This is a genomic window from Amycolatopsis sp. VC5-11 (assembly GCF_037034185.1).
GTDB classification, from domain to species: Bacteria; Actinomycetota; Actinomycetes; order Mycobacteriales; family Pseudonocardiaceae; genus Amycolatopsis; species Amycolatopsis nivea.
Genome location: NZ_JBAGKF010000020.1, coordinates 98072 through 123825, shown reverse-complemented (window position 1 = coordinate 123825; position 25754 = coordinate 98072). Strand labels below are relative to the sequence as shown.

General features: G+C 70.4%; 19 protein-coding genes. 9 read left to right on the top strand and 10 right to left on the bottom strand.

The window, feature by feature from the left end; translation table 11 throughout:
* The first annotated feature begins 67 nt into the window (after positions 1-67).
* From WA670_RS38310 to cobC, 4 genes are read left to right on the top strand one after another with little or no spacing between them, the layout of a single operon-like run.
* Entirely contained in the window at positions 68-2056 is a 1989-nt protein-coding gene (locus WA670_RS38310; protein WP_336161077.1) for a putative cobaltochelatase, read from the top strand.
* Entirely contained in the window at positions 2056-2670 is a 615-nt protein-coding gene (gene cobO / locus WA670_RS38305) for a cob(I)yrinic acid a,c-diamide adenosyltransferase (RefSeq protein ID WP_336161076.1), read from the top strand. The genes WA670_RS38310 and cobO overlap by 1 nt, the downstream gene beginning before the upstream one ends.
* Positions 2664-4016 carry a cobyrinate a,c-diamide synthase gene (locus tag WA670_RS38300; RefSeq protein ID WP_336161075.1) on the top strand — a complete coding sequence of 451 codons (1353 nt, stop codon included), beginning with the start codon at positions 2664-2666 and terminating at the stop codon, positions 4014-4016. The genes cobO and WA670_RS38300 overlap by 7 nt, the downstream gene beginning before the upstream one ends.
* The gene (gene cobC, locus WA670_RS38295) at positions 4009-5034 is read left to right on the top strand and encodes an Rv2231c family pyridoxal phosphate-dependent protein CobC (RefSeq protein WP_336161074.1); all 1026 of its coding nucleotides are present in this window, start codon (positions 4009-4011) and stop codon (positions 5032-5034) included. Before WA670_RS38300 ends, cobC begins: the two co-directional genes overlap by 8 nt.
* Here the strand turns inward: cobC and WA670_RS38290 are convergent.
* From WA670_RS38290 to WA670_RS38275, 4 genes are all read right to left on the bottom strand, one after another.
* Entirely contained in the window at positions 5012-6157 is a 1146-nt protein-coding gene (locus WA670_RS38290) for a hypothetical protein (RefSeq protein ID WP_336161073.1), read from the bottom strand. The genes cobC and WA670_RS38290 overlap by 23 nt on opposite strands.
* 248 nt (positions 6158-6405) lie before the next feature.
* The gene (locus tag WA670_RS38285) at positions 6406-7161 is read right to left on the bottom strand and encodes an adenosylcobinamide-GDP ribazoletransferase (protein WP_051729368.1); all 756 of its coding nucleotides are present in this window, start codon (positions 7159-7161) and stop codon (positions 6406-6408) included.
* 277 nt (positions 7162-7438) lie between these two features.
* Positions 7439-8452 (bottom strand): nicotinate-nucleotide--dimethylbenzimidazole phosphoribosyltransferase, encoded by a 1014-nt coding sequence (cobT, locus tag WA670_RS38280; protein WP_167754214.1) that lies wholly within the window; start codon positions 8450-8452, stop codon positions 7439-7441.
* A gap of 10 nt (positions 8453-8462) precedes the next feature.
* Entirely contained in the window at positions 8463-9068 is a 606-nt protein-coding gene (locus WA670_RS38275) for a bifunctional adenosylcobinamide kinase/adenosylcobinamide-phosphate guanylyltransferase (protein WP_037817588.1), read from the bottom strand.
* Between the two features lie 36 nt (positions 9069-9104).
* Between WA670_RS38275 and WA670_RS38270 the strand changes: the two genes are divergently transcribed.
* Positions 9105-10100, top strand: coding sequence for a cobalamin biosynthesis protein (locus tag WA670_RS38270; protein WP_336161072.1), 996 nt, complete (start codon positions 9105-9107; stop codon positions 10098-10100).
* Positions 10097-11575: a cobyric acid synthase gene (locus WA670_RS38265; protein WP_336161071.1), complete on the top strand. Its 1479-nt coding sequence runs from the start codon at positions 10097-10099 to the stop codon at positions 11573-11575. Before WA670_RS38270 ends, WA670_RS38265 begins: the two co-directional genes overlap by 4 nt.
* Positions 11576-11584: 9 nt before the next feature.
* Here the strand turns inward: WA670_RS38265 and WA670_RS38260 are convergent, their stop codons facing one another.
* Complete coding sequence (locus WA670_RS38260; protein ID WP_043839009.1) at positions 11585-12226, bottom strand: response regulator; 642 nt, start codon at positions 12224-12226, stop codon at positions 11585-11587.
* Positions 12220-13314 (bottom strand): sensor histidine kinase, encoded by a 1095-nt coding sequence (locus tag WA670_RS38255; protein ID WP_336161070.1) that lies wholly within the window; start codon positions 13312-13314, stop codon positions 12220-12222. The genes WA670_RS38260 and WA670_RS38255 overlap by 7 nt, the downstream gene beginning before the upstream one ends.
* A gap of 145 nt (positions 13315-13459) precedes the next feature.
* Here WA670_RS38255 and WA670_RS38250 point away from each other — a divergent pair, with 145 nt between their 5' ends.
* The gene (locus WA670_RS38250; RefSeq protein ID WP_336161069.1) at positions 13460-13924 is read left to right on the top strand and encodes a phage tail protein; all 465 of its coding nucleotides are present in this window, start codon (positions 13460-13462) and stop codon (positions 13922-13924) included.
* On the opposite strand, the gene WA670_RS38245 is transcribed toward WA670_RS38250, so the two are convergent.
* Together WA670_RS38245 and WA670_RS38240 are read right to left on the bottom strand one after the other, a co-directional pair.
* Entirely contained in the window at positions 13908-15146 is a 1239-nt protein-coding gene (locus WA670_RS38245; protein ID WP_134730445.1) for a hypothetical protein, read from the bottom strand. The two genes, WA670_RS38250 and WA670_RS38245, sit on opposite strands and share 17 nt — an antisense overlap.
* A 182-nt stretch (positions 15147-15328) precedes the next feature.
* On the bottom strand, positions 15329-16204 hold the full coding sequence (locus WA670_RS38240; protein ID WP_336161068.1) for a LysR family transcriptional regulator: 876 nt from the start codon (positions 16202-16204) through the stop codon (positions 15329-15331).
* Between the two features lie 100 nt (positions 16205-16304).
* On the opposite strand from WA670_RS38240, the gene WA670_RS38235 reads away from it, so the two are divergent.
* Together WA670_RS38235 and WA670_RS38230 are read left to right on the top strand one after the other, a co-directional pair.
* On the top strand, positions 16305-17609 hold the full coding sequence (locus WA670_RS38235) for an MFS transporter (protein ID WP_037817577.1): 1305 nt from the start codon (positions 16305-16307) through the stop codon (positions 17607-17609).
* A complete protein-coding gene (locus WA670_RS38230; RefSeq protein WP_336161067.1) occupies positions 17606-19261 on the top strand; it encodes an amidohydrolase in 1656 nt (551 codons plus the stop codon). Before WA670_RS38235 ends, WA670_RS38230 begins: the two co-directional genes overlap by 4 nt.
* Positions 19262-19433: 172 nt before the next feature.
* Here the strand turns inward: WA670_RS38230 and WA670_RS38225 are convergent, their stop codons facing one another.
* Both WA670_RS38225 and gltB read right to left on the bottom strand, forming a co-directional pair.
* The gene (locus WA670_RS38225; protein ID WP_037817572.1) at positions 19434-20885 is read right to left on the bottom strand and encodes a glutamate synthase subunit beta; all 1452 of its coding nucleotides are present in this window, start codon (positions 20883-20885) and stop codon (positions 19434-19436) included.
* Positions 20878-25410, bottom strand: a complete 4533-nt coding sequence (gene gltB / locus WA670_RS38220) for a glutamate synthase large subunit (RefSeq protein ID WP_336161066.1) — start codon at positions 25408-25410, stop codon at positions 20878-20880. The genes WA670_RS38225 and gltB overlap by 8 nt, the downstream gene beginning before the upstream one ends.
* Between the last annotated feature and the right edge of the window lie 344 nt (positions 25411-25754).

The window sequence follows — 25754 nt, the reverse complement described above, 5'->3', positions numbered from 1 at the left end:
TTCCCACCCTAAGCGAAGGCTTCGCTGTGCGATGATCGGCCGGACGCCGACCCACGAGGGAGTGCTCTTGAAGCCCTATCCGTTCACCGCTGTCGTCGGGATGCCGGACCTGCGTCTGGCGCTCGTCCTGTCCTCGATCTCGCCCGCGGTCGGCGGGGTGCTGGTGCGGGGCGAGAAGGGCACCGCGAAGTCGACCATGGTGCGCGCGCTCGCGGGGCTGCTGCCGGGCGTCGACGTGGTGGAGCACTGCCGGTTCTCGTGCGACCCGGCCAGCCCGGACCCGGCGTGCCCGGACGGGCCGCACGCGGCGGGCGCTCCCGCGCACCGGCGGCCGGCGCGGCTGGTGGAACTGCCGGTCGGCGCGGCGGAGGACCGGGTCGTCGGCTCGCTGAACCTGGAGAAGGCGCTGGCCGAGGGCGTCACCGACTACCAGCCCGGCCTGCTGGCCGCCGCGCATCGCGGGCTGCTGTACGTCGACGAGGTCAACCTGCTGCACGACCATCTGGTGGACACGCTGCTCGACGCGGCGGCGATGGGCCGGGCGACGGTCGAGCGCGAGGGCGTTTCGGTTTCGCACGCGGCGCGGTTCGTGCTGATCGGGACGATGAACCCGGAGGAGGGCGAGTTGCGGCCGCAGCTGCTCGACCGGTTCGGCCTGACCGTCGAGGTCGCGTCGAGCCGGGATCCGGAGCAGCGCGTCGAGGTCGTCCGGCGGCGGCTGGCCTACGAAGCGGACCCGGACGGTTTCGCCGACGGCTACGCCTCGGCGGACGCGGAGCTGGCGGCGAAGATCGAGGCGGCGCAACGGCTTCTGCCGTCGGTGAAGCTGCCGGACGAGGCGCTGCGGCAGATCGCCGAGGTGTGCGCGTCGTTCGAGGTCGACGGCATGCGCGCGGACATCGTGACGGCGCGGACGGCGGTCGCGCACGCGGCGTGGGCCGGGCGCGCCGAGGTCACGACCGAGGACATCCGGGTCGCGGCGCGGCTCGCGCTGCCGCACCGGCGGCGGCGGAATCCGTTTGACGCGCCGGGGATTTCCGAGGAGCAGCTGGAGCAGGCGCTGGAGGATGCGCAGCCGCCGCCCGAGGGGCCGGACGACGACGGTCCCGGCGAGCGCGGCCCCGGTCCGGATGACGGCGGCCCGCCGCCGGACGGAGGCCCGTCCGGTTCGGACGGTCCTCCGCCCGCGGACAGCGGCGAAACCCCGGCCCCGTCGGGCAATGGGTCTTCGCCGCAGAAGACGGTCAGTGCCGGGGATACCTTTCGGGCGCGGGTCTTCCGGGTGAAGGGCACCGGCGAGGGCGAGCGGGGTCGTCGGTCGCGCGCGATCACCGACACCGGCCGGACGATCGGCGTGCAGCCGCCCAGCGTGCGGGAGGGACGGCCGCACCTGGTCGCGACGATCCGTGCTGCCGCACCGCATCAGCAGGCGCGGGGCCGGTCCGGGGCGGGTCTCGAAGTGCGGTCCGCGGATCTGCGGTTCGCGCTGCGCGAAGGCCGCGAAGGCAATCTGGTGCTGTTCTGTGTGGACGCGTCGGGCTCGATGGGCGCGCGGGCGCGGATGCGGGAAGTGAAGACCGCGGTGCTGTCGCTGCTGTTGGACGCCTACCAACGGCGGGACAAGGTCGGTCTGGTCACGTTCCGTGGCACGGACGCCGAGCTGGCGCTCCCGCCGACGATCAGTGTCGAAGCCGCAGCGGCCCGGCTGGAAGGCTTGCCGACTGGCGGCCGCACGCCGCTGGCTGAGGGATTGCTGGAAGCCGCGCGGGTGCTGCGGGTCGAGGCGATCCGGGATCCGCGTCGTCGGCCGCTGCTGGTACTCGTCACCGACGGCCGCGCCACGAGCGGTTCCGACGCGGTCGCGCGGGCCAAGGCCGCCGCGGGTTTGCTGACTGACGTGACGACGATCGTGATGGACTGCGAGACCGGCCGGATGCGTCTCGGCCTGGCCGCGGAACTGGCCGGGCACTTGGGAGCCGAGCACGTGCCACTGTCCGATGTGGCCGCTGAATCGCTGGCCTCGGCCGTGCGCGAACGGACGGGGAGGGCTGCCTGATGCCGCAGGGAAAACCGGCTGTCGTGCCGAAGGACGGGCTCACCACGCGGCAGCGCCGCAACCGCCCGCTGCTCGCCGTGCACACCGGCGAGATGAAAGGGAAATCGACCGCGGCGTTCGGCATGGCTTTGCGCGCGTGGAACCAGGGCTGGTCGATCGGCGTGTTCCAGTTCGTGAAGTCGGCGAAATGGCGCGTCGGCGAGGAAGCCGCGTTCAAGGCGCTCGGGAAGCTGCACGACGACACCGGACAGGGCGGTCCGGTCGAGTGGCACAAAATGGGCGAGGGTTGGAGCTGGTCGCGCAAGCAAGGGTCCGAAGAGGACCATGCCGCCAACGCCCAGGAGGGCTGGGCGGAAATCAAGCGCCGGCTCGTCGCCGAAACGCACGATTTCTATGTCCTGGACGAATTCAGCTATCTGCTCAAATGGGGCTGGCTCGAGGTCGACGACGTCGTGTCCACTTTGGCCTCGCGGCCCGGCCACCAGCACGTCGTGATCACCGGCCGTTACGCGCCGCCGGAATTGATCGAGGCCGCGGACCTGGTCGCGGAAATGACGAAGGTGAAGCACCCGATGGACGCCGGGCAGAAGGGCCAGCGGGGGATCGAGTGGTAGCACGGGTCGTCATCGCCGCACCCGGTTCCGGGCACGGCAAAACCACCATCGCGGCCGGCCTGATGGCCGCGTTGCGCACCGCCGGGCACGTCGTGTCCGGGCACAAGGTCGGTCCGGACTTCATCGACCCCAGCTACCATTCGCTCGCCACCGGCCGCCCCGCACGAAACCTGGACCCGTTCCTGCAAGGCGAGGACACGCTGGTTCCGTTGCTGCGCCACGGTTCCGCGGGCGCGGACATCGCGGTCATCGAAGGCGTGATGGGCCTTTTCGACGGCGCTTTGGGCACCGAAGGCTACGCGTCGACCGCCCATGTCGCGCGGCTGCTCGACGCGCCGGTCGTGCTGGTGGTCGACGCTTCGGCGGCTTCGCGCAGCGTCGCGGCGACCGTGCTGGGGTTCGCGCAGTACGACACCCGCGTCCGGCTGGCTGGGGTGATCCTGAACAAACTGGGCTCGCAACGGCACGAGGACGAGATTGTCACCGCGCTGGAAGCGACTGGCGTCCCGTTGCTGGGTGCCTTGCGGCGCAACGAAAACGTGCACGCGCCGAGTCGGCATCTCGGGCTGGTTCCGGCCGCCGAACGAGCCGCGGAGTCGCAGCGGCTGCTGCCGGAACTGGCGGAATGGGTTGCCGCTGGGGTCGATCTCGAAGGCATCGTGCGGGCGGCCCGAAGCGCTCCCGCACTGAATGGTCCTTTGTGGAATGCCGGTCCCGAGTGGGAGGGGCCGCGTGCGACCCTCGCCGCCGCTGGCGGTCCGGCGTTCACCTTCCGCTACGCCGAGAACATCGAATTGCTGGCCGCTCGCGGAATCGACGTCGTGGACATCGACCCCTTGCGAGACAAGGCCTTGCCCGCCGGATGCGCCGGGTTGTACTTCGGCGGCGGATTCCCGGAAGTGCATGCTGCCGAGCTGTCGTCCAATGTGGAACTGCGGACGGCAGTCGGTGAGGCTATCGACGCCGGAATGCCGGTGAGCGCGGAATGCGCGGGCCTGCTGTATCTGTGTCGTTCTCTGGACGGATTGCCGATGGTCGGCGCGGTCGCCGCGGACGCGACCATGACGTCGCGGGGGAAACTCGGCTACCGCCGGGCGGTCTCGGTCGTGGACAACGTGCTCGCAGCGGCCGGGCAACGGGTCACCGGACACGAATTCCACCGCACTGAAATCACTCCCGCACACGGGGAAACCGCCGCGTGGGGCTGGGACCGCAACCTGGACGGGTTTGCTTCCGCTTCGCTGCACGCTTCTTACCTGCACGTTCACTGGGCCGGGCATCCCGAACTGGCGGACCGTTTCGCCTCGCGGGTGCGTGCTCATTCCCTGGCAGCAGTCCATGGCTGAGTACGACCTCCACCACCACGGCGATCGCGAAGTCGGCGAGGGACTTGTCGACCTTGCCGTGAACGTCCGGCTCCCGGCTCCGCCTACGTGGCTGCGTGCGGAACTCGCCGCCGCCCTGGATGACCTCGCCGCCTACCCGGACCCGACCCTCGCCGCGGAGGCCGTCGCTGCCCGCCATGGCCGGGATTTCGCCGATGTCCTGGTGACTGCCGGTGCCGCGGAAGCGTTCACGCTGCTGGCTTCGCTTCCCGCTGAGCACGCAGTGGTAGTCCACCCGCAATTCACCGAACCGGAAGCCGCTCTGCGCGCCGCCGGACACACCGTCGACCGAGTCATCTTGTCCGAAGTGGACGGTTACCGCTTAGATCCCGCCGCGGTCCCTGATTCGGCCGACCTGGTCTTCGTCGGCAACCCGACCAACCCGACCTCGGTCCTGCACCCCGCCGATTCGCTGCGGGCCTTGGCACGCCCCGGGCGGGTGCTCGTGGTGGACGAAGCTTTCCTCGACGCCGTCCCCGGAGAAGTCGAAAGCCTTGCCGGAGAACGAATCCCCGGCGTGGTGGTGGTGCGAAGCCTCACCAAGACCTGGGGCTTGGCGGGCCTGCGAGCCGGATACGTCCTCGCCGAACCGTCACTGATCGGCCGGTTGCGCGCGGTACAGCCACCCTGGTCAGTGTCCACTTTGGCCGCTGTGGCGACGGTTGCCTGCTGTCGTCCCGCCGCCCTGGAAGAAGCTGAAAAACTGGCCGCCGCTGCGGAAGCCGACCGCGACTATCTGGAATCCGGCTTGGCCGCACAGGGAATCCCCGTACTCGGGACCCCGCGCGGCCCGTTCGTGCTGATCCGAGTCTCCGGCGGCGCGGACGTCCGATTGAGACTGCGCGAAGCAGGCTACGCCGTCCGTCGCGGCGACACTTTCCCCGGCCTTGGCCCCGACCACCTTCGCCTCGCGGTCCGAGACCGCGCGACGACGGACGCTTTCCTTGCCGCCCTGGCTAATGCTTCTGGAGCGCGGTGAATTCCTCAAGCCAAGCGTAATTCGGCGCAACCGTGCCGTCGGGATTCTTCTGCACGGTCGCCCGTGCGAACACGCTGTTGAGCAGCCACGGCGGAGTATCCGGTCCGAAGTCCCCGCCCTTGAGCGCGGCGATGCCCTGATCGATGCCGTACGCGGCGACGGCGAGCTTTCCGGTCGCGCGGAACTTCGTCATCTGGTCGGTGAGGAAGTTCTTGTTGTTCTCGAACCACGGGCTGGTGCGGAGGAAATCGTCCCACCGCGCCTTGGGGAACGGCTGGTGCAGCGCGTTGCGGATGACCTGCCAGACCTTGGTGTCCTGCGGCACGTGGTACTTGCCCGCGTACTCGGCCGAGATCCGGTCGGTGAGATGTTTCTTCCACAGTTGCACCAGGGAGAACTCGGTGACGAGGAACTTCTTGCCGCCCAGCTTGGGCAGGGTGTAATCGAGAAACGCCTGAACCTCGTCCGGCGCGCCAACGTGCGGATGAAGGTCGGTGCCCGCGATCTCCGGCGTGTCGCGGACGTACTTCAGCCAGCGTTCCGTGCCCGCGCCAGTCCACTTGGGATCCTCGAGATTGTTGAGCGCGCCCATGTAGAGGACGGTCTTTCCCTTGCGCTGCTTGATCACGTGGGCGGCGACGGTCTCGTAGAATTCGTTGAGCGCGCCGTTGTTCCAGTCCGCCCGCGGGCATTCGATGAACGGCTCGTTGCCGATCACCAGGATGTCGACCTTGTCCATGACCGCGGGAAGCACTTTGTCGACCCGCGCGAGATCGGCCTGCATCTCCGGGGTCCCGGGCCGAGGAATCGGCTTGTGGGAGTCGGGAAAATACGGAAACTTGAGCGACAGAACGGTGCCGTACTGGCGATCGGCCGCTTGCAGCAAGGTCTTGATCGTCGGGTTTTCGGTGGCGCCGTGCTTGTCCAGGTCGGGCATCGCGGTGAACCCGCGCACCCACTTCGCGCCGGACCGCTGAAGCTCGTCCCAGCCCATGGTGTCCGGATCGGCGTTGAAATTCGCCCCGAGCGCTCCGTCCGGCTTGGGCACCGCGGTGTTCGGGACCGGGGCATCTGGCGTCGAACTGCAGGCAGCCGTGGCGAACACCGAAAAACCGGCGGACAACTGGAACAGCCGACGCCTGGTAAGGCGCGCGGATGCGGGCGAGCTGGATGCCACGAGGTCCCCTCGGTCATGCGTCGCGGACTCTTCCTTGGTAACACGAGTGGTGCTCGCGTCGCAGCCTGAGCGTCGATCTCACCGCGCCCGGCGGCGTCCCGGACGACGATGCGAGCGGCGCGTTTTCGTGGCGGACGTCGGCGAAATCCTTGTGTGAGTCACCTGTCCGGTTTGGACTACACCTGGTATGCGACCTAGGCGGTCGCCAGCAACGCCGCGGCCACCGCCACCTCGACGCACCCGCCGAGGACGTCGCCGGTCACTCCGCCGATGCGCTGGACGCACCGGGCCAGCAGCACCGCCGCGGCCGCGTACCCGAGTGCCACCGCGAGAACCCCTCGCCACCACGGCAAACCCGGCACCAGCGCGGCGCAGCCCGCCGCGAGTACGAACACCAGCACGGCCACCAGGACCGGAACCGATCCGGCGACCGTCGCGCCCAAGCCCTCCGGCCGGGCCGAGGGGACCCCTCGTGCGCAGCACAACGAGAGCACGAACCGTCCACAGAGGACGGATAGGACGGCGGCGGCGATGCCGTGTCCATGGGCGATCGCGCCGGTCAGCGCGCCGGTCTGGACGAGCAGGACGAAGAGCAACGTCGCGACACCAGTGGGCCCGGAGTCGCCGCGGCGCATGACGTCGAGGGCTTTCGCGCGGTCGTAGGAGGCACCGAGTCCGTCGGCGGTGTCGGCCAGTCCGTCGAGGTGCAGCCCGCGGCTGCCCAGGGCTACCGCCCCCAGCGCCAGTGCGGCTATGGCCAGTGCGGGGAGTCCGATCGCAGTCCCGCCCGCGACGATGAGCCCCGCCACCGCGGCGAGCGGGAGCGCGGCAAGCGGGCCGAGCGCCATCGCGACACCCGCGACCCGTCGATCGATCACGCGCGGCGCAGGCACCGGGACGGTGGTGAGGGTGCCGACGGCGAGGCGGATTCCGTCGCTGAGCCGGGTCACGAGGCGCGCCCCAATGCGGTCTTCTCGGTAGCGGGGGCGGCGTCGACAGGCGCGCTGGACCCGCCCACCCGCGGCACGACCGAGATGGCCGTGAGGGCCACCCTGAGGGAATCAGATTCCCTCAGGGAGGCCCTCACGGACGTTGGCCGGGGCAAGTCGCCACATGGACCCGGCGCAGTATGGCCAGAGCCGCGCGCTGCGGCTGCTGCGAAAACCCCAGCGGGACGCTGCCCGGCGAACTGAACACCGGGCAGCGTCCACTCGCCACGCACCCCGGTCACCCGAGGTCCGCCAGCAAACCCATCTCCGCGATCACCGCGCGCGCCGCGCGCAGGGTCGGCACGGCTTGCACCGCCCCGCTGCCCTCGCCGAGCCGCAAGCCCAGGTCGAGGATCGGCGTCAACCCCAGCGCCTTCAACGCAAACGCTTGCGCGGGCTCCGTCGAACGATGCCCGGCCAGCCACCACTGCTCAGCCCCGGACGCGATGTCCCGGGCCACCAAGGCCGCTGTCGCCGAGAAGATTCCGTCCAGCACCACCGGGATTCCCCGGACGGCCGCTTCCACCAGGAAACCGGCCGTCGCGGCGAGGCAGGCGCTGCCGAGGGCGGTCAGGCGGTCGAAGGGGTCGGTCACGGGGCGTCGTGACAGGGCAGTGGCGACGACAGCGGTCTTGCGTTCCAAGGCCTCCCCGGACACCCCGGTGCCGGTGCCCACCACCTCAGCTGCGGGAAGGCCCAGCGCAGAAGCCACGACCGCGGCGCAGACGGTCGTGTTGCCGATGCCCATGTCGCCGGGAATGAGAACGTCCGCAGTGGACTCCGAAGCAGCGATGGCACGACCCGCCTCAAACGCGGCAAGTGCCTCGCCGGGAGCCAACGCGTCCTCGACGTCGATGGCACCCGAACCGCGGCGGATCTTGTGGGCGGTGACTTCGGCGGGAACGTCCGAGGCGTCCCAGTCGACCGCGATGTCTGCTACCCGCACGGAAGCACCGACCTGTGCCGCGAGGACCGTTACCCCGCTTCGCCCGGCGAGGAAGACGCGCACCATCGCCGCGGTGACCTCGCGGGGGTACGCCGACTGCGCCGACACCCCGTGGTCGCCGGCGAAGACGACCACGCGGACGTCGTCCAGCGGGCGCGGCGGGACCGCCCCGTGCGCGGCGCTCAGCCAGGCCGCGAGTTCTTCCAGCCGACCGAGCGAGCCGACCGGTTTGACCAGGCCGTCCAGGCGCTCCAAGGCGGCGGCGCGGGCGGCGGCGTCCGGGACGGGGATGGCGAAACTCGGCACGGCTGGCTCCTCACGGAAGGTCGAGCGCCCGCCCGGCGACGATGAGCGACACCCGGTCGCTGTCGGCGGACACCCGGTTGTTGAGTGCGCCCAGCACATCACGGAACAGCCGTCCGGACACCGTTGCGGGCACCACACCGCTGCCGACCTCGTTGCTGACCGCGACGATCGGCACCCGGGCCTGGCTCCACGCGGCGAGGAAATCCTCGAGCCGGTCGTCCAGTCTGCGCTCCCAGCCCGTTTTGCCCGACCACGCGCCCACCTCGTCGAGGACCCGCGAGAGCCAGGTGCCGAGACAGTCGATCAGCAACGGGCTCGTCGCGTTGCGCAGCACGGTCGCCAGGTCGGTGGTCTCGACCGTCGTCCAGTGGCGCGGGCGGCGGGCCCGGTGCGCCTCGACCCGGGCGGCCCATTCCGGGTCCTCGGCCGACGGGGGCAGCCCGGGAGCGACGTACACGAGGTGGGGGTGGTGCGCGACGAGCCGCTCCGCGTGCCTCGACTTGCCCGAGCGGACCCCGCCGAGAACGAGCACCTTGCCGTCGTCGCGTCCGTACCGGCGGAGGGCCTGCGCCAGGGTTTCGAGAGACCCGGCGAGCCGGTGCGTCAGCTTGGTCATACCCGGCATTCTCTCCCTAGCGCTACGGTTCGCCACGTGCCACTCCGACAAGCTGTCACCGCGGCCGGGCTGATCGCCGGATACGCCGCCGACGCCTGCTTCGGCGACCCGCGCCGGGGACATCCGGTCGCGGCCTTCGGCACCGCCGCTGGCCAGCTGGAACGCTGGTGGTGGGCCGATTCCAAGCCGCGCGGGGCGGCGTACGCGGCGGTCTGCGCGGGATCGGCCGCCGGGCTCGGCATCCTCGCGGAACGAGCCGCCCGGAACCGGCCGGGTGTCCGATTTGTCCTGACCGTCGCGGCGACGTGGGCCGTCCTGGGCGGCCGCGGGCTCGCCGCGGAGGGGCGCGAAATGGCGCGATTACTCGAATCGGGTGAATTGCCCGCCGCCCGGCAGCGGCTCAGCCACCTCTGCGCGCGCGACGCCACCGGTCTCGGCCCGGCCGAGCTGACCCGCGCGGCCACCGAATCGATCGCCGAGAACACCTCCGACGCGGTCGTCGCGCCGCTCCTGTGGGGCGCGGTCGCGGGCGTGCCGGGGCTGCTCGGGTACCGCGCGGTGAACACCCTCGACGCGATGGTCGGCTACCGCTCGCCGCGGCACCGCAACTTCGGCTGGTTCGCCGCGCGCACCGACGACTGGGCCAATCTGGTGCCGGCGCGCGTCGGCGCGGTGCTGACCGCGGCGACCGCGCCGCTCGCCGGCGGCCACGCCCGGTCGGCCTGGCGGGCTTGGCGACGCGACGGGAACGCGCATCCGAGCCCGAACGCGGGACAGGTCGAGGCGGCTTTCGCCGGGGCGCTCGACATCCGGCTCGGCGGGACGAACACGTATCACGGCGAGGTCGAGCGCCGGAGCACACTGGGCGACGGACGTCCGCCGGGGGCGAGCGATCTGCGCCGGGCGGTGCGGTTGTCGCGGCTGGTCGGGGCGGCGGCGCTGGCGGTCGCGGCCGGGATCGCGGTGAGCAGGTCGCGGAGTGCGGGGCGGTTCACCGGACCGGCCGCTCCGGGCATTACGGTGGCGGGATGAGCGGGCTGCTGATCGCCGGGACCACCTCCGACGCCGGGAAAAGCCTGGTCACCGCCGGAATCTGCCGCTGGTTCGCGCGGCGCGGCGTGCGGGTCGCGCCGTTCAAGGCGCAGAACATGTCGAACAACTCGATGGTCTGCGCGGACGGCGCGGAGATCGGCCGCGCGCAGTGGCTGCAGGCGCGGGCCGCGCGGGTGGAGCCGGAAGCGGCGATGAACCCGGTGCTGCTCAAGCCGGGCAGCGACCGGCGCAGTCACGTCATCGCGCTCGGCAAGCCGTACGGCACCCTCGAAGCCGGGGAGTACGCCACTGGCCGGGCTGGGCTCGCGGAGATCGCCTTCGGGGCGTTTTCCGAGCTGCGGCAACGGTTCGACCTCGTCGTCTGCGAGGGCGCGGGCAGTCCGGCGGAGATCAACCTGCGTTCCGGCGACTACGTCAACATGGGCCTGGCGCGGCGGTTTTCGCTGCCGGTGCTGGTGGTCGGCGACATCGACCGCGGCGGGGTGCTGGCGGCGATGTACGGCACGCTCGCGTTGCTGTCGGCCGAGGACCAGGCGCTGGTCGCGGGCTGGCTGGTGAACAAATTCCGCGGTGACGTCGGGTTGCTGCAGCCGGGTCTGAACAGCCTGGAGAAAGTCACCGGACGGCCGGTGCTCGGCGTGCTGCCGTGGCTGGACCGGGTGTGGATCGACTCCGAGGACGCTCTCGCCGCGGCCGGATGGCGGCACGAAGCCGCGCAACGCGGATTGCGCGTCGCGGTGGTGCGGTTCCCGCGGGCGTCCAACGCGACCGACGTGGACGCGCTCGCGGCGGAGCCGGGCGTGACGGTGAGCCTGACCGCCGATCCGGACACCGTCGCCGCGGCGGACCTGGTCGTGCTGCCGGGTTCGAGGGCCACTGTGGACGATCTGAAGTGGTTGCGCAGCAGGGGTTTGGCGGACGCGGTGACGGCACGGGCCGCAGCGGGGCGTCCAGTGCTGGGGATCTGCGGCGGGTACCAGATGCTCGCGGAGTCCATTGAGGACGACGTCGAATCCGGGGCCGGTCTGGTAGACGGGCTCGGGCTCTTGCCGACGCGAGTGACGTTCGCGGGGGAGAAGGTGCTCGGCCGTCCGGTCGGCGAATGGCGCGGGCATCGCGTGGACGCGTACGAGATCCACCACGGCAGTGCCGGTCCGGCGGACGCGGAGTCGTTTTTGGACGGTTACCGCGTCGGTTCGGTCTGGGGCACGACGTGGCACGGTGCTCTGGAGAACGACGGATTCCGGCGCGCTTGGCTTTCCGAAGCCGCGGCGCAGGCGGGCATCGAGTGGCGAGCGGCCGAGGGCGCGCCGGGGTTCGCGGACCTGCGCGAGGACATGCTGGACCGGCTGGCCGACGCGATCCAGTCCGAAGTGGACACCGGAATGCTGATGGCGCTGGCGGAGGCGGGCGCGCCGGGCGGGTTGCCGTTCGTGCCGCCGGGAGCTCCCTGACCGGAGGGTTCAGGCGAGTCCGGCGTCGTGCACCAGGATCGCGACCTGTGTGCGGTTCGCGGCTTCGGTCTTGGCCATGATCCGTCCCAAGTGGACCTTCACGGTCGCCTCGCTGAGCCCTAGCGCGCGGGCGATCTCGGCGTTGCTCGAACCCTGCCCGACGGCCACCGCGACCTCGCGTTCGCGGGGTGTCAGGGGTTCGAGCCGGGCGCGGGCGGGTGTCGGCGTGGCGGCGGTGGCGAAGTGCGTCAGCAGCCGCCGGGTGATCGACGGTGACAGCATCGCCTCGCCGCTGCCCACCACGTGCATCGCCTTGATCAGCTCGCGCGGCGGCGTGTCTTTCAGCAGGAAACCGGTGGCACCGTGGCGAAGCGCCTCGTGCACGTACTCGTCCAGGTCGAATGTCGTCAGCACGACCACCGCGGGCGCGTCCGGTTCGGCGGTCACTCGGCGGGTCACCTCCAGGCCGTCGACCTCGGGCATCTGCACGTCGGTGAGCACGAGGTCGGGCCGGTGTTCGCGGACGAGCGCGAGCGCTTCGCGGCCGTCGTCCGCTTCCGCGACCACCTCGATCCCCGGGTCGGACTCCAGGATCATCCGGATGCCGCTGCGCACAAGCACCTCGTCGTCGATCAGCAGGATCTTCAGCACGATTCCTCCGCTCGCAGCGGGAACGCGGCCCGCACCCGGTAGCTGCCTGTGCCGTCCGGGCCGGCGCGGAGTGTTCCGCCGGTCAGCGTGACGCGTTCGCGCATGCCGATCACGCCGTAGCCCGCGCCCGGCAGCCCGGACGAATCGGCGAGCGGGTTGGCGACTTCGACCACCAGGTCGTCGTCGGATGTGGACAGTCGCACGTCGATGGTCGTTCCTGGCGCGTGTTTCGCCGCGTTCGTGAGCGCTTCCTGCACGATCCGGTACGCCGCGCGCCCGATCGGGTCGGGCACGTCCGGCATCGGTTCCGGCAGGCTGGCGCGCACCTGCGCACCGGCGGCGGAGAGGTCGTCGGCGAGCTGGCGGACCCCGCCCAGCGTCGGATCCGGCAGCGAACGCGGCTCCGGACCGTCGTCGCGGAGCACCTTCAGGATGTCGCGCAACTCGTTGAGCGCGGCGGAACTCGATTCGCGGATCACCTCGGCGAGCTGCGCGGTCTCGTCGTCCTTGGCCCGCACGGAAAGCGCGCCCGCCTGCAGCGCGACGATGCTGACCCGGTGCGCGACGACGTCGTGCATCTCGCGCGCGATCCGCCGCCGCTCGGCCGTCACGGCCCGCTCGCCGAGCAGATCGCGCTCGCGTTCGGCCTGTTCCGCGCGGTCGCGCAGGGCCGCGAGCAAGGCCGCGCGCTGGTGCATCCACAGCCCGGCCAGCGTCGGGACGACGACCTCCATGACGAGGGCGAGCCCGAACGTCTTCCAGTCCGGCAGGTTCGCCGGCCGGACGAACGACACCAGCAGCCCGGTTTCCGCGAGCACGGCGACCGCGGTCGGCCAGCGGAGCCCGCGCAGCGAAGCGACGGTGTAAAGAGTGACGGAGGTGCCCCACAACGGCGGCGTGGCCAGCGCGACGCCGACCGAGACCAGCATCGCGGGCAAGGGGAACCGGCGGCGCAGCAGGACTGCCAGGAACATCACCGCGACCGCGACCGGCCAGAACCACGGGTGGTCCGCGTCCGGCAGGTCGCCGGCCAGCGTCAGGCCGAGCACGGCGAGCGCCACGGCCAGGTCGATCAGGTGGTTGCGCACTCCGCCACCGTAAGCCCTGCACGAAATTCCCCCACCGGGCGTCTTCGAGGGAAACCGGGGTCCGGCGGCCGCTCCGGTTGCCGAAGGGTTTTCCCCGGGTATTCTGCCGAGCGTCGCGATCAAACCCAGCCCGGGAGTGCGGATCATGTCCTACGCCGTCGATTCCACCGCCGTGTCGACTGTCGGCCTGGAGTCCTCCCCGGTCGCGGACGCGCTCGCCGGGCTGCGGGCGAACGAGGCGCGTTACTTCAAGAACAAGTACGACCACGTCTTCACCGTCGAGCCCGCGGCCGAGGTCCCCGAGATCATCGACTGGGTGCACCGGATCCTCAAGGAAGAACGCGATCTCGTCATCGCCTCGCGGCCGCTCGAGGCGACCGAATTCGAGGTCGACGGCATCCGGATGTCTTACGTGTTCTACGAGAGCGGCCTGTCGATCAACGTCATGTACACCCTCGAAGAGGGCGGCAAGCGGGCAGTCGGCTTCAAGCTGTCCGACGGGATGGACGTCCCGGAGGAACTCGCCGACAAGTTCAAGTTCGCGCGCCAGAAGTCGAAGCTCGCCGGGACGATCCGCGGGTCCTACTTCGTCATCAAGAACGCGTACTGACCCGCAGCGCGGCGCTGCGCAGGCACAGCAGCAGCGGCAGGGAACTGTCGTCGCGCAGCCTGGGCGGCAAGGCGTTCGCTTCGGCCACCGGTACGCCGTCGGCCAGTTCCTCGCCCAGCGCGGCCAGGTCGATTTCCAGGACGGTGACTCCGGCGCTGTAAAGCCGTTCCGCGCCCTTCGCGCGGCGGCTGGTCAGTTCGGTGCTGTCGACGGACAGCCGGGTCACGCCGAAGAACTCCGGTTTCGCGCCGCGTTCGAGCCAGCGTGCGAAACCGGTCAGCCGCGTCTCGGAGATCTCGTTGGGGCGGACGGCCGCCTCTTCGCACAGTTCGCGTTCCATCCCCGCGCACACCGCGGTGTGCAGGGTCCGGCGGGTTCCTCCTTGCGGGGTAAGGAGATCCCGCGGTTCCAGGCTGCCGCTTCCGGACGGGGCGAGCAGAAGCCCGCTGGCTGAGTTGCGGGCCGACTGGCGGACCACGACGAGCAGGCCGTCCGAGGTGAACGCGATCGTGGACACGCCGACGAGGTCGGCGAGCGTGCTCGCGCCGAGGGTTCGCAGCGCGCCGGACGAGTCGGTCAATTCCTCGTTGCGCAGGTCGTACTCGTGGCCGTCGGCGGAGTTCGTGATGCGCAGCGACGCCAGTTCGTTGCTGCAGACCGCGTCGAAGAACCGGGCGCGATGCAGGACGATCGGCGCCGGCCGTGCCCCGGCGACCGGCAGCGGTTCGCCGCGCATGCCGACGATCGGGCCGTTGAACAGCAACCGGCCGCGAGCCCGCAACGGCAGCACGTGCGGTGCGGTCGCCTTCAGCTTCGCGGGCAGCCGGTAGGGATCCTCGGCGACGGTGATGCTGAAGGTGGTTTCGGCCAGCGCCGCGTCGATGGCGTCGCTGACCAATGCGGTGCCGCGGGAGGGAACCGCCAGGTACTGCGCGTCGGGATAGGCCTGCGGCGGCGGGGTGTCGGCGATCGGGAACGGCGCGACGATCGCGGTGAACTCGTAACCGGCCCACCGTTTCCGCAGCAGGCGGATGTCCCGCACGAGGGTCAGCAGGCCGAGCAGGAGCGCGACGATCGACACGACGACGCCGAACGCGCTCGGCAGGATCGTGACGGCGCCGAGCACGACCCCGAGCGCGGACACGGCGACCGGCCATTCCCCGGCTCCGACGAAGACGAGATAGTCGGCCGTGGCCCGGGCCCGGCGGGTCAGTTTTCCCATCGCCGCACTGTTTAGCACGGATCGGGCCGCCGGGTCACCGAGTCGGGTGAAGTGTTACCGCGAGATCGTTCAGTAGAGGTGGTGACCTGCCGCGGTGGTCCGGCGGGTAAGGGAGGTCTCGGCACCGCGACGAAGTAGTCAAACCCGTTGCGCCGCAACGAAAACTTCTCACCGAGTGCTGATCATTCGCCCAACGCACCACGAAACTCGCGCAACCCCTCGATCAACGCCAGAATCGACGGCCGGGCGTAGTGGTCCCGCCGCCATCCGGCGTACAGCGGCACCGTCAGCATCCCGTCGGGGGTTTCGATCGGGATGGAGCGCAGGCCGAACCGGACCAGGTCGGTCACCAGGCACACCTCGCCGCGGCCGGCGGCGCGGGCCTGGGCGACGCTGGGGGAGCCGGTTTCGTTCAGTTCGGCCGGGACGAGTCCGGCGCGGTGGAACGCCTCGTCCACGACCAGGCGCGCGGCGTTGCTGCGGTTCATCACCAGCAACGGTTCGGTGGCCAGTCCGGCCAGCGGGATGGACTCCGCGTCGTACCAGCGGTGGCCGGGCCGGACCTGCGCGCTGACCAGGACCCGGCCCAGCGCGGCGGTTTCCAGCTGCGCGGGCGGCGGGGACGTCGAGATGCCGAGGTCGGCGCTGCTGTGCAGGAGCCGGTCGAAAACCTGGTCCGGCGGGACCGGGAAGGCATCCCGCAGCACCGGTCCGGCCTTGCCGGTGGCCATGAACGGCGCCAGCAGGCTGTCCACTGTGCTCGGCGGAGCGACGAGCGTCAGCGGGGTGTCCTCGGTGCGGCCGATCGCCGCCATCACCGCGCCCGCCTCCTCCGCGCGGCGCACGAGGTCCTGGGCGATCGGCACGAACCGGGTGCCTGCCGCGCTGAGGGTGAGCGAGCCTGGCGACCGCGAGAACAACGCCACCCCGAGTTCGGTTTCCAGCGCGCGAAGCTGCCGCGACAGCGACGGTTGCGCGACCCGGACGGCGCGCGCCGCGGCGGTGACCGAGCCTTCCCGCACGACGGCCAGGAAATAACGCACCACACGCAGTTCCACGCCTATGCCTCCGAGGTATCGGAATGGGTCCGGACAGGTATTGGACAGCATAGGTCGCGGGACGAAGACTCTGGGGAACACCGCCGCCAGGGAGTTGCCCGTGAACCACGAAACCGCCACCGGCCGCCGGGCCGCGCTCGCCTCCTTCGCCGGGACGGCGATCGAGTGGTACGACTTCTACCTGTACGGGACCGCGTCCGCGCTGGTCTTCGGGAAGCTGTTCTTCCCCGAGCTGAACCCGGCGACCGGCGTGCTCGCCGCGTTCGGCACGTTCTGGGTCGGCTTTCTCGCCCGGCCGCTGGGCGGGATCGTGTTCGGGCACCTCGGCGACCGGGTCGGGCGCAAGAACACGCTGGTCGTCACGCTGCTGCTGATGGGTTTCGCGACCTTCGCGGTCGGGCTGCTGCCGACGTACGCCAAGATCGGCATCGCCGCGCCGTTGCTGCTCGTCGCACTGCGCGCGGTGCAGGGCGTCGCGGTCGGCGGGGAATGGGGCGGCGCGGTCGTGCTCGCCGCCGAGAACGCGCCCGCCGGACGCGGGTCGTACTTCGCGATGTTCGCGCAGCAGGGCTCGCCCGCCGGGTCGATTCTGTCCACAGTGGTCTTTCTCGCCGTGAGCGCGTTGCCGGACGAGCAGTTCCTGACCTGGGGCTGGCGGGTGCCGTTCCTGCTGTCCGGGGTGCTGGTTGCGCTGGGCCTGCTGATCCGGCTGAAGGTCGAGGAACCGGCGGAGTTCGTGCGCGCCAAGGCGAAAGCCGCCGTCGCGAAGGTGCCGCTGGTCGAGGTCCTGCGGACTGCGTGGCGGACCGTGCTGCTCGGCATCGGCGCGAGCATCATGGGCATCGCCGCCGCGTACTTCAGCAACACGTTCGTCCTCGCCTGGTCCACGAACGAACTCGGCATCGGCCGCCAGACCATGCTGTACGTGCTGCTCGGCGCGTCGGTGGTGCAGTTCTGCTGGCAGCCGGTCGCGGCGCGGCTGGCCGAACGCGTCGGCGAAACGCGGTTCATGGCGGTTTCGCTGGGCTGCAACATCGTGGTGACCGTGCCGATGTACCTGCTGATCGCGTCCGGCAATCCGGGGCTGGCGTTCGTCGGCATCGCGGTCGCGACCGTGTGCGGCTCCGGCTACTACGCGGTGCTCGCCGGATTCCTCACCCGCGGCTTCCCGATTCACCTGCGGTACACCGGAATCTCCCTGTCCTATCAGCTGTGCAGCACCATCTTCGGCGGCACCACGCCGTTCATCGCGCAGGCGTTGCTCAACGCGACGCACGGTGCGATCTGGCCGGTCGTCATCTACCACGTCGTGCTGCTGACGTTGACCCTCACCTGCGTCCTGGCGCTCGCCCGCCGGACCGCTGCCGTCGCCGACTCCGCAAAAACCCTGACCCGACAAGGATGAGCTCAGTGCGTCTCGATGCGTTATTCCACAATGGACGTTTCGCCACGCTGGACCGGGACCGTCCACAAGCGACCGCGCTCGGCGTGATCGGCGGCCGGATTGTCGGATTCGACGACGAGGTCCGCGGTCTCGCCGCGGACACCGTGGTCGACCTCGGCGGCGCGCCGGTCGTCCCCGGCCTCAACGACGCGCACCAGCACTTGAGCATGCGCGGCAAGCTGATCCGCGGACTGGACGTCTCGGCCGAAGCCGCACCGACGCTCGACGCGCTCTACCAGGCCGTGGCGGAGCGAGCCGCGACGCTGCCCGCCGACGCGTGGGTCACCGGCGCGGGCTACGACCAGAACAAGATCGGCGCGCACCCCACCGCCGAAGCCCTGCACCGCGCCGCCGGAGGACGGCCGGTCTGGCTCACGCACACGTCGCGGCACATGGCCGTGGCGAGCACCGAAGCCTTTGCCCTGGCCGGATATCCGGACCGGCTGGATGTGCCGGACGTTCCCGGCGGCACCGTGGTGCGCGACGAGGACGGCCGCGCCACCGGCTTGCTGCAGGAACGCGCGACCGTCCTGGTCGACCGCCTGCTCCGCCCCGAGGCGACCGAAGAGGTCATCGCCAACATCGCCGCGGGTGCGCACGCCGCCCTCAAAGACGGCCTGACCAGCGTCACCGAGCCTGGCATCGGCACCGTCGACGGCATCGGCCACGGCCGCGCCGACTTCGATTCCTTCCAGCGCACCCGCGAACGCGGGCTGCTGGGCGTGCGGATGACGGTGATGCCCTACATCACCGCCCTGCGCGACTGCGGGCCGTTCGAACCCGGCGGCGAGTGGTTCGGGCTCGACCTCGGCGTGCGCACTGGCGTCGGCGACGACCGGCTGCGCATCGGCCCGGTCAAAATCCTCTCCGACGGCTCGCTGATCGGCCGCTCCGCCGCGATGTGCTGCGACTACGAGGACGCCCCCGGCAACCAGGGGCTGATGCTGTTCGAGCCGGACGAACTGCGCCGCTACATCCTCGAAGCGCACCGATGCCACTGGCAGATCGCCACGCACGCGATCGGCGACGCGGCCCTCGGAGCGGTCCTGGACGCGTATGAGGAAGCTCAGCAGAAGTACCCGCGCGAGGACGTCCGGCACCGCATCGAACACTGCGCGGTCGCCGACGATGCCGCTGTCGCGCGGATCGCGGAGCTGGGCGTGATTCCCGTGCCACAGGGCCGGTTCCTGTCCGAGATCGGTGACGGACTGCTCGCCGCGCTCGGCCCGGAACGCAGCCGGCTGGCGTATCGGATGCGGAGTTTCCTCGACGCCGGAGTGGTTTTGCCGGGCAGCACGGACGCTCCGGTGGTCGCGGCGTCGCCGTTGCTGAGCATCCACGACATGGTCAACCGCCGGACCGCGGCTGGGCAGCCGATCGGGCCGGAGGAAGCGGTGACGGCTGAGGAAGCGTTGCGGGCGTACACAGTGGGTTCGGCGTATGCGGTGCATGAGGAGAAGGTCAAAGGCACGCTGAGCCGGGGGAAGCTGGCCGACTTCACGGTGCTGAGCGACGATCTGCTGGCGGTCGCCCCAGGGAAGATCGGCGAGATCACCATCGGCGCGACAGTCGTGGGTGGTGAGGTCGCGTACAACGACGGTGCCGCGCACTAAAAAGGACGGGTGCGACGCCGTTGTCGCACCCGTCCGACAGCCGGGGCCAGCGCGGCGGCAGTGACGCGTCAACCCCGAAACTGAACGGGGCGAAGCGCGGCGACGCTGCCGCGCTCGGCCCCGAGTCTGAACGGAGCAGGCGCGGCGACGTTGACGCGCCTGCTCCGAGTTCTCAGGAGATCGGCCGGTCCGTCGGCGCGATCGGGGCCGGGAGCACGCCCCGGCCGGTCAGGAAGGCGTCCACGCCGGCCGCGCACGAGCGGCCCTCCGCGATCGCCCACACGATCAGCGACTGCCCGCGGCCCATGTCGCCCGCCACGAACACATTGTCCACAGTGGTCTTGAAGTCCTTGTCCCGCACGACGTTGCCGCGCTGGTCCAGCTCCACGCCCAAGTCGGTCAGCAGGCCCTCGCGCTGCGGGCCGAGGAAGCCCATCGCCAGCAGCACCAGCTGCGCGGGCAGCTCGGTCTCGGTGCCCTCGACCGGGACGAACTTGCCGCCCTCGTTGCGCACCTCGACCAGCTTCAGCGCCCGCACCCGGCCGTTCTCGTCGGCCAGGAACTCCTGCGTGTTGACCGAGTACAGCCGCTCGCCGCCCTCCTCGTGGGCGGACGTGACCCGGTAGATCATCGGGTACGTCGGCCACGGGTGCGCATCGGAACGCGACTCCGGCGGCTTCGGCATGATTTCCAGCTGGGTCACCGACTTCGCGCCCTGCCGGTGCGACGTGCCGACGCAGTCCGCGCCGGTGTCGCCGCCGCCGATGACCACCACGTCGAGGCCCTTGGCCGAGTACGGCGACTCCTCGAGCTCGCCCGCCGCGACCCGGTTGGCCGGCGGCAGGAACTCCATCGCCTGGTAGATGCCCTCGGCCGAACGGCCCTCGATCGGCAGGTCGCGCCACGCCGTCGCGCCGCCCGCCAGCACCACCGCGTCGTGGTTCTCCCGAAGCTCCTCGACCGTGACGTCCACGCCGACGTTCACCGACGTCCGGAATTCCGTGCCCTCGGCGCGCATCTGGTCGAGGCGGCGGTCGAGGCGGAACTTCTCCATCTTGAACTCGGGAATCCCGTACCGCAGCAGCCCGCCGATCTTGTCCGCGCGCTCGTAGACCACGACGGTGTGGCCCGCGCGGGTCAGCTGCTGCGCCGCGGCCAGCCCGGACGGACCGGACCCGACGACGGCGACCTTCTTGCCCGTCTTGGCGACCGGGACCTGCGGCGTGACCCAGCCTTCCTCGAAGGCCCGGTCGATGATCGAGATCTCGACCCGCTTGATCGACACCGGGTCGTCGTTGATGCCGAGCACGCACGCGGTTTCGCACGGCGCCGGGCACAGCGTGCCGGTGAACTCCGGGAAGTTGTTCGTGGCGTGCAGCCGGTCCGCGGCCTGCTGCCAGTCCTCCCGCCACACCAGCGTGTTCCACTCCGGGATCAGGTTCCCGAGCGGACAGCCCTGGTGACAGAACGGGATCCCGCAGTCCATGCAGCGGCCGGCCTGCTTCTCCAGCTTGGTCGTCGCGAAGTCCTCGTAGACCTCGCGCCAGTCCATCAGCCGCAGGTCCACCGGACGCCGCTTAGGTTCCTCGCGCGTGGTGGTCAGAAAGCCCTTGGGGTCAGCCATGTGCGGCCTCCATGATCGCCTCGTTCACGTCCCGCCCGTCGCGTTCCGCTGCCACCTGGGCGGCGAGCACGCGCTTGTAGTCCTTCGGCATGACCTTGCCGAACCGGTCGACCGCACTGTCCCAGTCCGCCAGCAAGGCCCGCGCGACGGCGGATTCCGTTTCGTTGTAATGCTTTTCGATGGTTTCGCGGAGGAAGTCCACGTCCGCGGTGTCCAGCGGGTCGATGTCGACCATCTCCGGGTTGACCCGGTGCGCCGGCAGGTCCAGCACGTACGCGACGCCGCCGGACATGCCCGCCGCGAAGTTGCGGCCGACCTTGCCCAGCACGACCATCCGGCCGCCGGTCATGTACTCGCCGCCGTGGTCGCCCACGCCCTCGACGACCGCCAGCGCGCCCGAGTTGCGCACGCAGAACCGCTCGCCGACCTGGCCGCGGATGAAGATCTCGCCGCTCGTGGCCCCGTACGCGATCACGTTGCCCGCGATGATGTGGTCCTCCGCGACGATCGGCGATTCCTTCGGCGGCCGCACGACGATCCGCCCGCCGGAGAGGCCCTTGCCGACGTAGTCGTTGCCGTCGCCGTAGAGCCGCAGCGTGATGCCCTTCGGGATGAACGCGCCGAACGACTGGCCCGCGGTGCCGGTGAAGGTGACGTCGATGGTGTCGTCGGGAAGGCCCTCGCCGCCCCACTTCTTGGTCAGCTCGGACCCGAGCATGGTGCCGACGGTGCGGTTCACGTTGCGCACCGGCAGTTCCAGCCGCACCTTGTCGCCCGCCGCCAGCGCGCCCTCGGCGAGCTGGATCAGCGTGTTGTCGAGCGCCTTGTCCAGCCCGTGGTCCTGCTTGACGGTCTGGTGCCGCACCGCGCGCGGCGGCAGCTCGGGCACGTGGAAGATCGGCGACAGGTCGAGCCCGGCGGCCTTCCAGTGGTCGACCGCCTTGCGCTTGTCGAGCAGCTCGGCGTGGCCCACGGCCTCCTCGACGGACCGGAAACCCAGCTCCGCCAGGTACTCCCGGACCTCCTGGGCGATGAACTCGAAGAAGTTCACCACGTACTCCGCCTTGCCGCTGAACTTCTCGCGCAGCTTCGGGTTCTGCGTCGCGACGCCCACCGGACAGGTGTCGAGGTGACAGACGCGCATCATGATGCAGCCCGACACCACCAGCGGCGCGGTCGCGAAACCGAACTCCTCGGCGCCGAGCAGCATCGCGATCATGACGTCGCGGCCGGTCTTGAGCTGGCCGTCGGTCTGCACCACGATCCGGTCGCGCAGCCGGTTGGCCAGCAGCGTCTGCTGCGTTTCGGCCAGGCCCAGCTCCCACGGTCCGCCCGCGTGCTTGATCGAGGACAGCGGCGAGGCGCCGGTGCCGCCGTCGTGGCCCGAGATCAGCACGACGTCCGCATGCGCCTTGGACACACCCGCGGCGACCGTGCCGACGCCGACCTCGGACACCAGCTTCACGTGGATGCGCGCGTCCGGGTTGGCGTTCTTGAGGTCGTGGATCAGCTGCGCCAGGTCCTCAATGGAATAGATGTCGTGGTGCGGCGGCGGGGAAATCAGCCCGACGCCCGGCGTGGAGTGCCGCGTCTTCGCGATCCACGGGTACACCTTGCCGCCGGGCAGCTGCCCGCCCTCGCCGGGCTTCGCGCCCTGCGCCATCTTGATCTGGATGTCGTCGGAGTTCACCAGGTACTCGCTGGTGACGCCGAACCGGCCGCTCGCGACCTGCTTGACCGCGCTGCGGCGCTCCGGGTCGTACAGCCGCTCCGGGTCCTCGCCGCCCTCGCCGGTGTTCGACTTGCCGCCGAGGCGGTTCATCGCGATCGCCAGCGTCTGGTGCATTTCCATCGAGATCGAGCCGTACGAGATGGCCCCGGTGGCGAACCGCTTCACGATCTCCGAAACCGGCTCGACCTCCTCGATCGGCACCGGCGTGCGGTCGCCGAACTTGAAGTCGAACAGCCCGCGCAGCGTCAGCAGCTTCTCGGCCTGGTCGTTGACCGCCTTCGTGTACTCCTTGAAGATGTCGTACTTCCCGGACCGCGTGGAGTGCTGCAGCTTGAACACCGTCTGCGGGTTGAACAGGTGCGGCTCGCCCTCGCGCCGCCACTGGTAGTCCGCGCCGGTTTCCAGCTCGCGGTGGCTGGCCCGGACGCCGTCGACCGGGAAAGCCCGCACGTGCCGCTGCGAAACCTCGTCGGCGAGCGTGTCGAAGCCGACGCCGCCAAGCCGGGAAGTGGTTCCGGTGAAACAGGTGTCGATCACCTCGGCGCCGAGGCCGACCGCTTCGAAGATCTGCGCGCCGGTGTAGGAGGCCACCGTGGACACGCCCATCTTGGACATGGTCTTGCGGACACCCTTGCCGAGCGCCTTGATCAGGTTCGTGGTGGCCTGCTTGGGAGTCACGCCCGGGATGAGGCCCCGGTGCGCCATCTCCTCGACCGTCGCCATCGCCAGGTACGGGTTCACCGCGGCCACGCCGTAACCGACGAGCAGCGCGATGTGGTGCACCTCGCGCGCGTCGCCCGCCTCGACGATGAGGCCGACCTGCGTGCGCGTCTTCTCCCGCACCAGGTGGTGGTGGACCGCGCCGGTGAGCAGCAGCGACGGGATCGGCGCGTGGTCGGCGTCGACCCCGCGGTCGGACAGCACGATCAGCCGCGCGCCGTCCTCGATCGCCTCGGACACCTCGGCGCGGATCTCGTCGAGCCGCTGCACCAGGGCGTCTCCGCCGCCGTTGACCTTGTACCGGCCCATGACGGTGACCGCCTGGAACTCCGGCAGGTCGCCGTCGTCGTTGACGTGAACCAGCTTCGCGAGCTGGTCGTTGTCCAGCACCGGGAACGGCAGCACGATCCGGCGGCAGGACGACGCGTCCGCGGCCAGCAGGTTCGGCTCCGCGCCGATCTGCGTGCCGAGCGCGGTCACCAGCTCCTCGCGGATCGCGTCCAGCGGCGGGTTGGTCACCTGGGCGAAAAGCTGGATGAAGTAGTCGAACAACGGGCGCGAACCGGATGAAAGGGACGCCAGGGGCGAATCGTTGCCCATCGACCCGATCGGCTCCGCGCCGGTGCGGGCCATCGGCTCGAGGATGGTTTCCAGCTCTTCCTCGGTGTAGCCGAACGCCTGCTGGCGGCGCACGAGCGCGGCGTGCAGCGGGACCTCGCGGTCGCGTTCGGGCAGCTGCTCCAGGCGCAGCAGCCCGGCGTCGACCCATTCGTCGTACGGGTGCTCGGAAGCGAGCTGGCCCTTGATCTCCTCGTCCTCGACGATCCGGCCCGCGACGGTGTCCACGAGGAACATCCGGCCCGGCTCCAGCCGTCCCTTGCGGACGATCTTCGCCTGGTCCAGCTCCAGCACGCCGACCTCGCTGGCGAGCACCACGAGCCCGTCGTCGGTGACCCAGTAGCGGCCGGGGCGCAGGCCGTTGCGGTCCAGCACCGCGCCGATCTGCGCGCCGTCGGTGAACGCCACCAGCGCCGGTCCGTCCCACGGCTCCATGAGCGTGGAGTGGAACTCGTAGAAGGCGCGGCGCGCGGGGTCCATTTCCTGATGGTTCTCCCAGGCCTCCGGGATCATCATCAGCACCGAATGCGGCAGCGACCGGCCGCCGAGGTGGAGCAGCTCCAGCACCTCGTCGAAGGAGGCCGAGTCGCTCGCGCCGCGCGTGATGACCGGGTAGATCCGCTTGAGGTCGCCCGGGATCAGGTCCGTCTCGAGCAGCGCCTCGCGGGCGTCCATCCAGTTGCGGTTGCCCTTGAGCGTGTTGATCTCGCCGTTGTGCGCCACGTAGCGGTACGGGTGCGCGAGCGGCCACGACGGGAAAGTGTTGGTGGAGAAGCGGGAGTGCACCAGGCCGATGGCGCTCGTCACGCGCTCGTCGGTGAGGTCGAGGAAGAACTTCTCGACCTGCGGCTCGGTCAGCATTCCCTTGTAGACGATCGTGCGCGAAGATAGCGACGGGAAGTAAACGTCGTCTTCGACCAGCTCGTGCTCGGCGCGCTTGCGCACGCAGAAGGCGGCGCGCTCGAGGGCGAGGCCGTCGAGGTTGTCCTTGTGCCCGGCCAGGAACAGCTGGGTGAAGTGCGGCATGGTCTGCGCGGCGGTCGGGCCGCAGTGCGCGGTGTCGACCGGCAGCTCGCGCCAGCCCACCACGCGCATGTCCTCCTCGGCGGCGATCCGCTCGATGGTGGTCATGGCGCGGCCGCGGCGCTTTTCGTCCTGCGGCAGGAACGCGGTGCCGACGGCGTAGCTGCCCTCTGGCGGCAGCTCGAACCCGGCGACCTCGCGGTAGAACGCGTCCGGCACCTGGATGAGCAGGCCCGCGCCGTCCCCGGTGTCCGGTTCCGCCCCGCGTGCCCCGCGATGTTCCAGATTTTTCAGCGCGACAAGGGCTTTCGCCACGATCTGATGGTCTCGGCGACCGGTCAGGTCCGCGACGAACGCCACCCCGCAGGCATCGTGCTCGTAGGCGGGGTCGTACAGGCCGTCGGTGGCCGGGGTGCTCGAACGGTGGGTCACGGCTGGCCGCCTCCCAAGGCGTTGGCGCGGGTTCTTTCACTCCGAAAGGGGGTTCATCACTGAACCGGTTAACGAAGTGGTCCGAAACCGCGATGGTCAGTCGAGAAGGGAAACCATCCGGTGCCTCCGCTGTCGCGAGGCGCGGCACTGCGTCGCGATGCGTGGCTGACCGCGGCCGGTCGACGACCGGGCCGGGTGCCGGATGGTTTGTCACCGCACGGCGATGGGCGGCGGAAAAAGTTCTGCACGTCGCTGTACAGGCACACGCGCCGGGGTCGGTCAGCCTGTGTGGTGGGGGCCAGCCGGGGCGCGTGGTGGTGACTCCCGGGTTCGCCGGGTCTTAT

What these genes read in the sequence shown, in the direction of transcription:
- cobO (WP_336161076.1), top strand. Translation starts at nt 2,056, where the DNA reads ATGCCGCAGGGAAAACCGGCTGTCGTGCCGAAGGACGGGCTCACCACG.
- cobC (WP_336161074.1), top strand. Translation starts at nt 4,009, where the DNA reads ATGGCTGAGTACGACCTCCACCACCACGGCGATCGCGAAGTCGGCGAG.
- WA670_RS38275 (WP_037817588.1), bottom strand. Translation starts at nt 9,068, where the DNA reads ATGACCAAGCTGACGCACCGGCTCGCCGGGTCTCTCGAAACCCTGGCG.
- WA670_RS38265 (WP_336161071.1), top strand. Translation starts at nt 10,097, where the DNA reads ATGAGCGGGCTGCTGATCGCCGGGACCACCTCCGACGCCGGGAAAAGC.
- WA670_RS38250 (WP_336161069.1), top strand. Translation starts at nt 13,460, where the DNA reads ATGTCCTACGCCGTCGATTCCACCGCCGTGTCGACTGTCGGCCTGGAG.
- WA670_RS38245 (WP_134730445.1), bottom strand. Translation starts at nt 15,146, where the DNA reads ATGGGAAAACTGACCCGCCGGGCCCGGGCCACGGCCGACTATCTCGTC.
- WA670_RS38230 (WP_336161067.1), top strand. Translation starts at nt 17,606, where the DNA reads ATGAGCTCAGTGCGTCTCGATGCGTTATTCCACAATGGACGTTTCGCC.
- WA670_RS38225 (WP_037817572.1), bottom strand. Translation starts at nt 20,885, where the DNA reads ATGGCTGACCCCAAGGGCTTTCTGACCACCACGCGCGAGGAACCTAAG.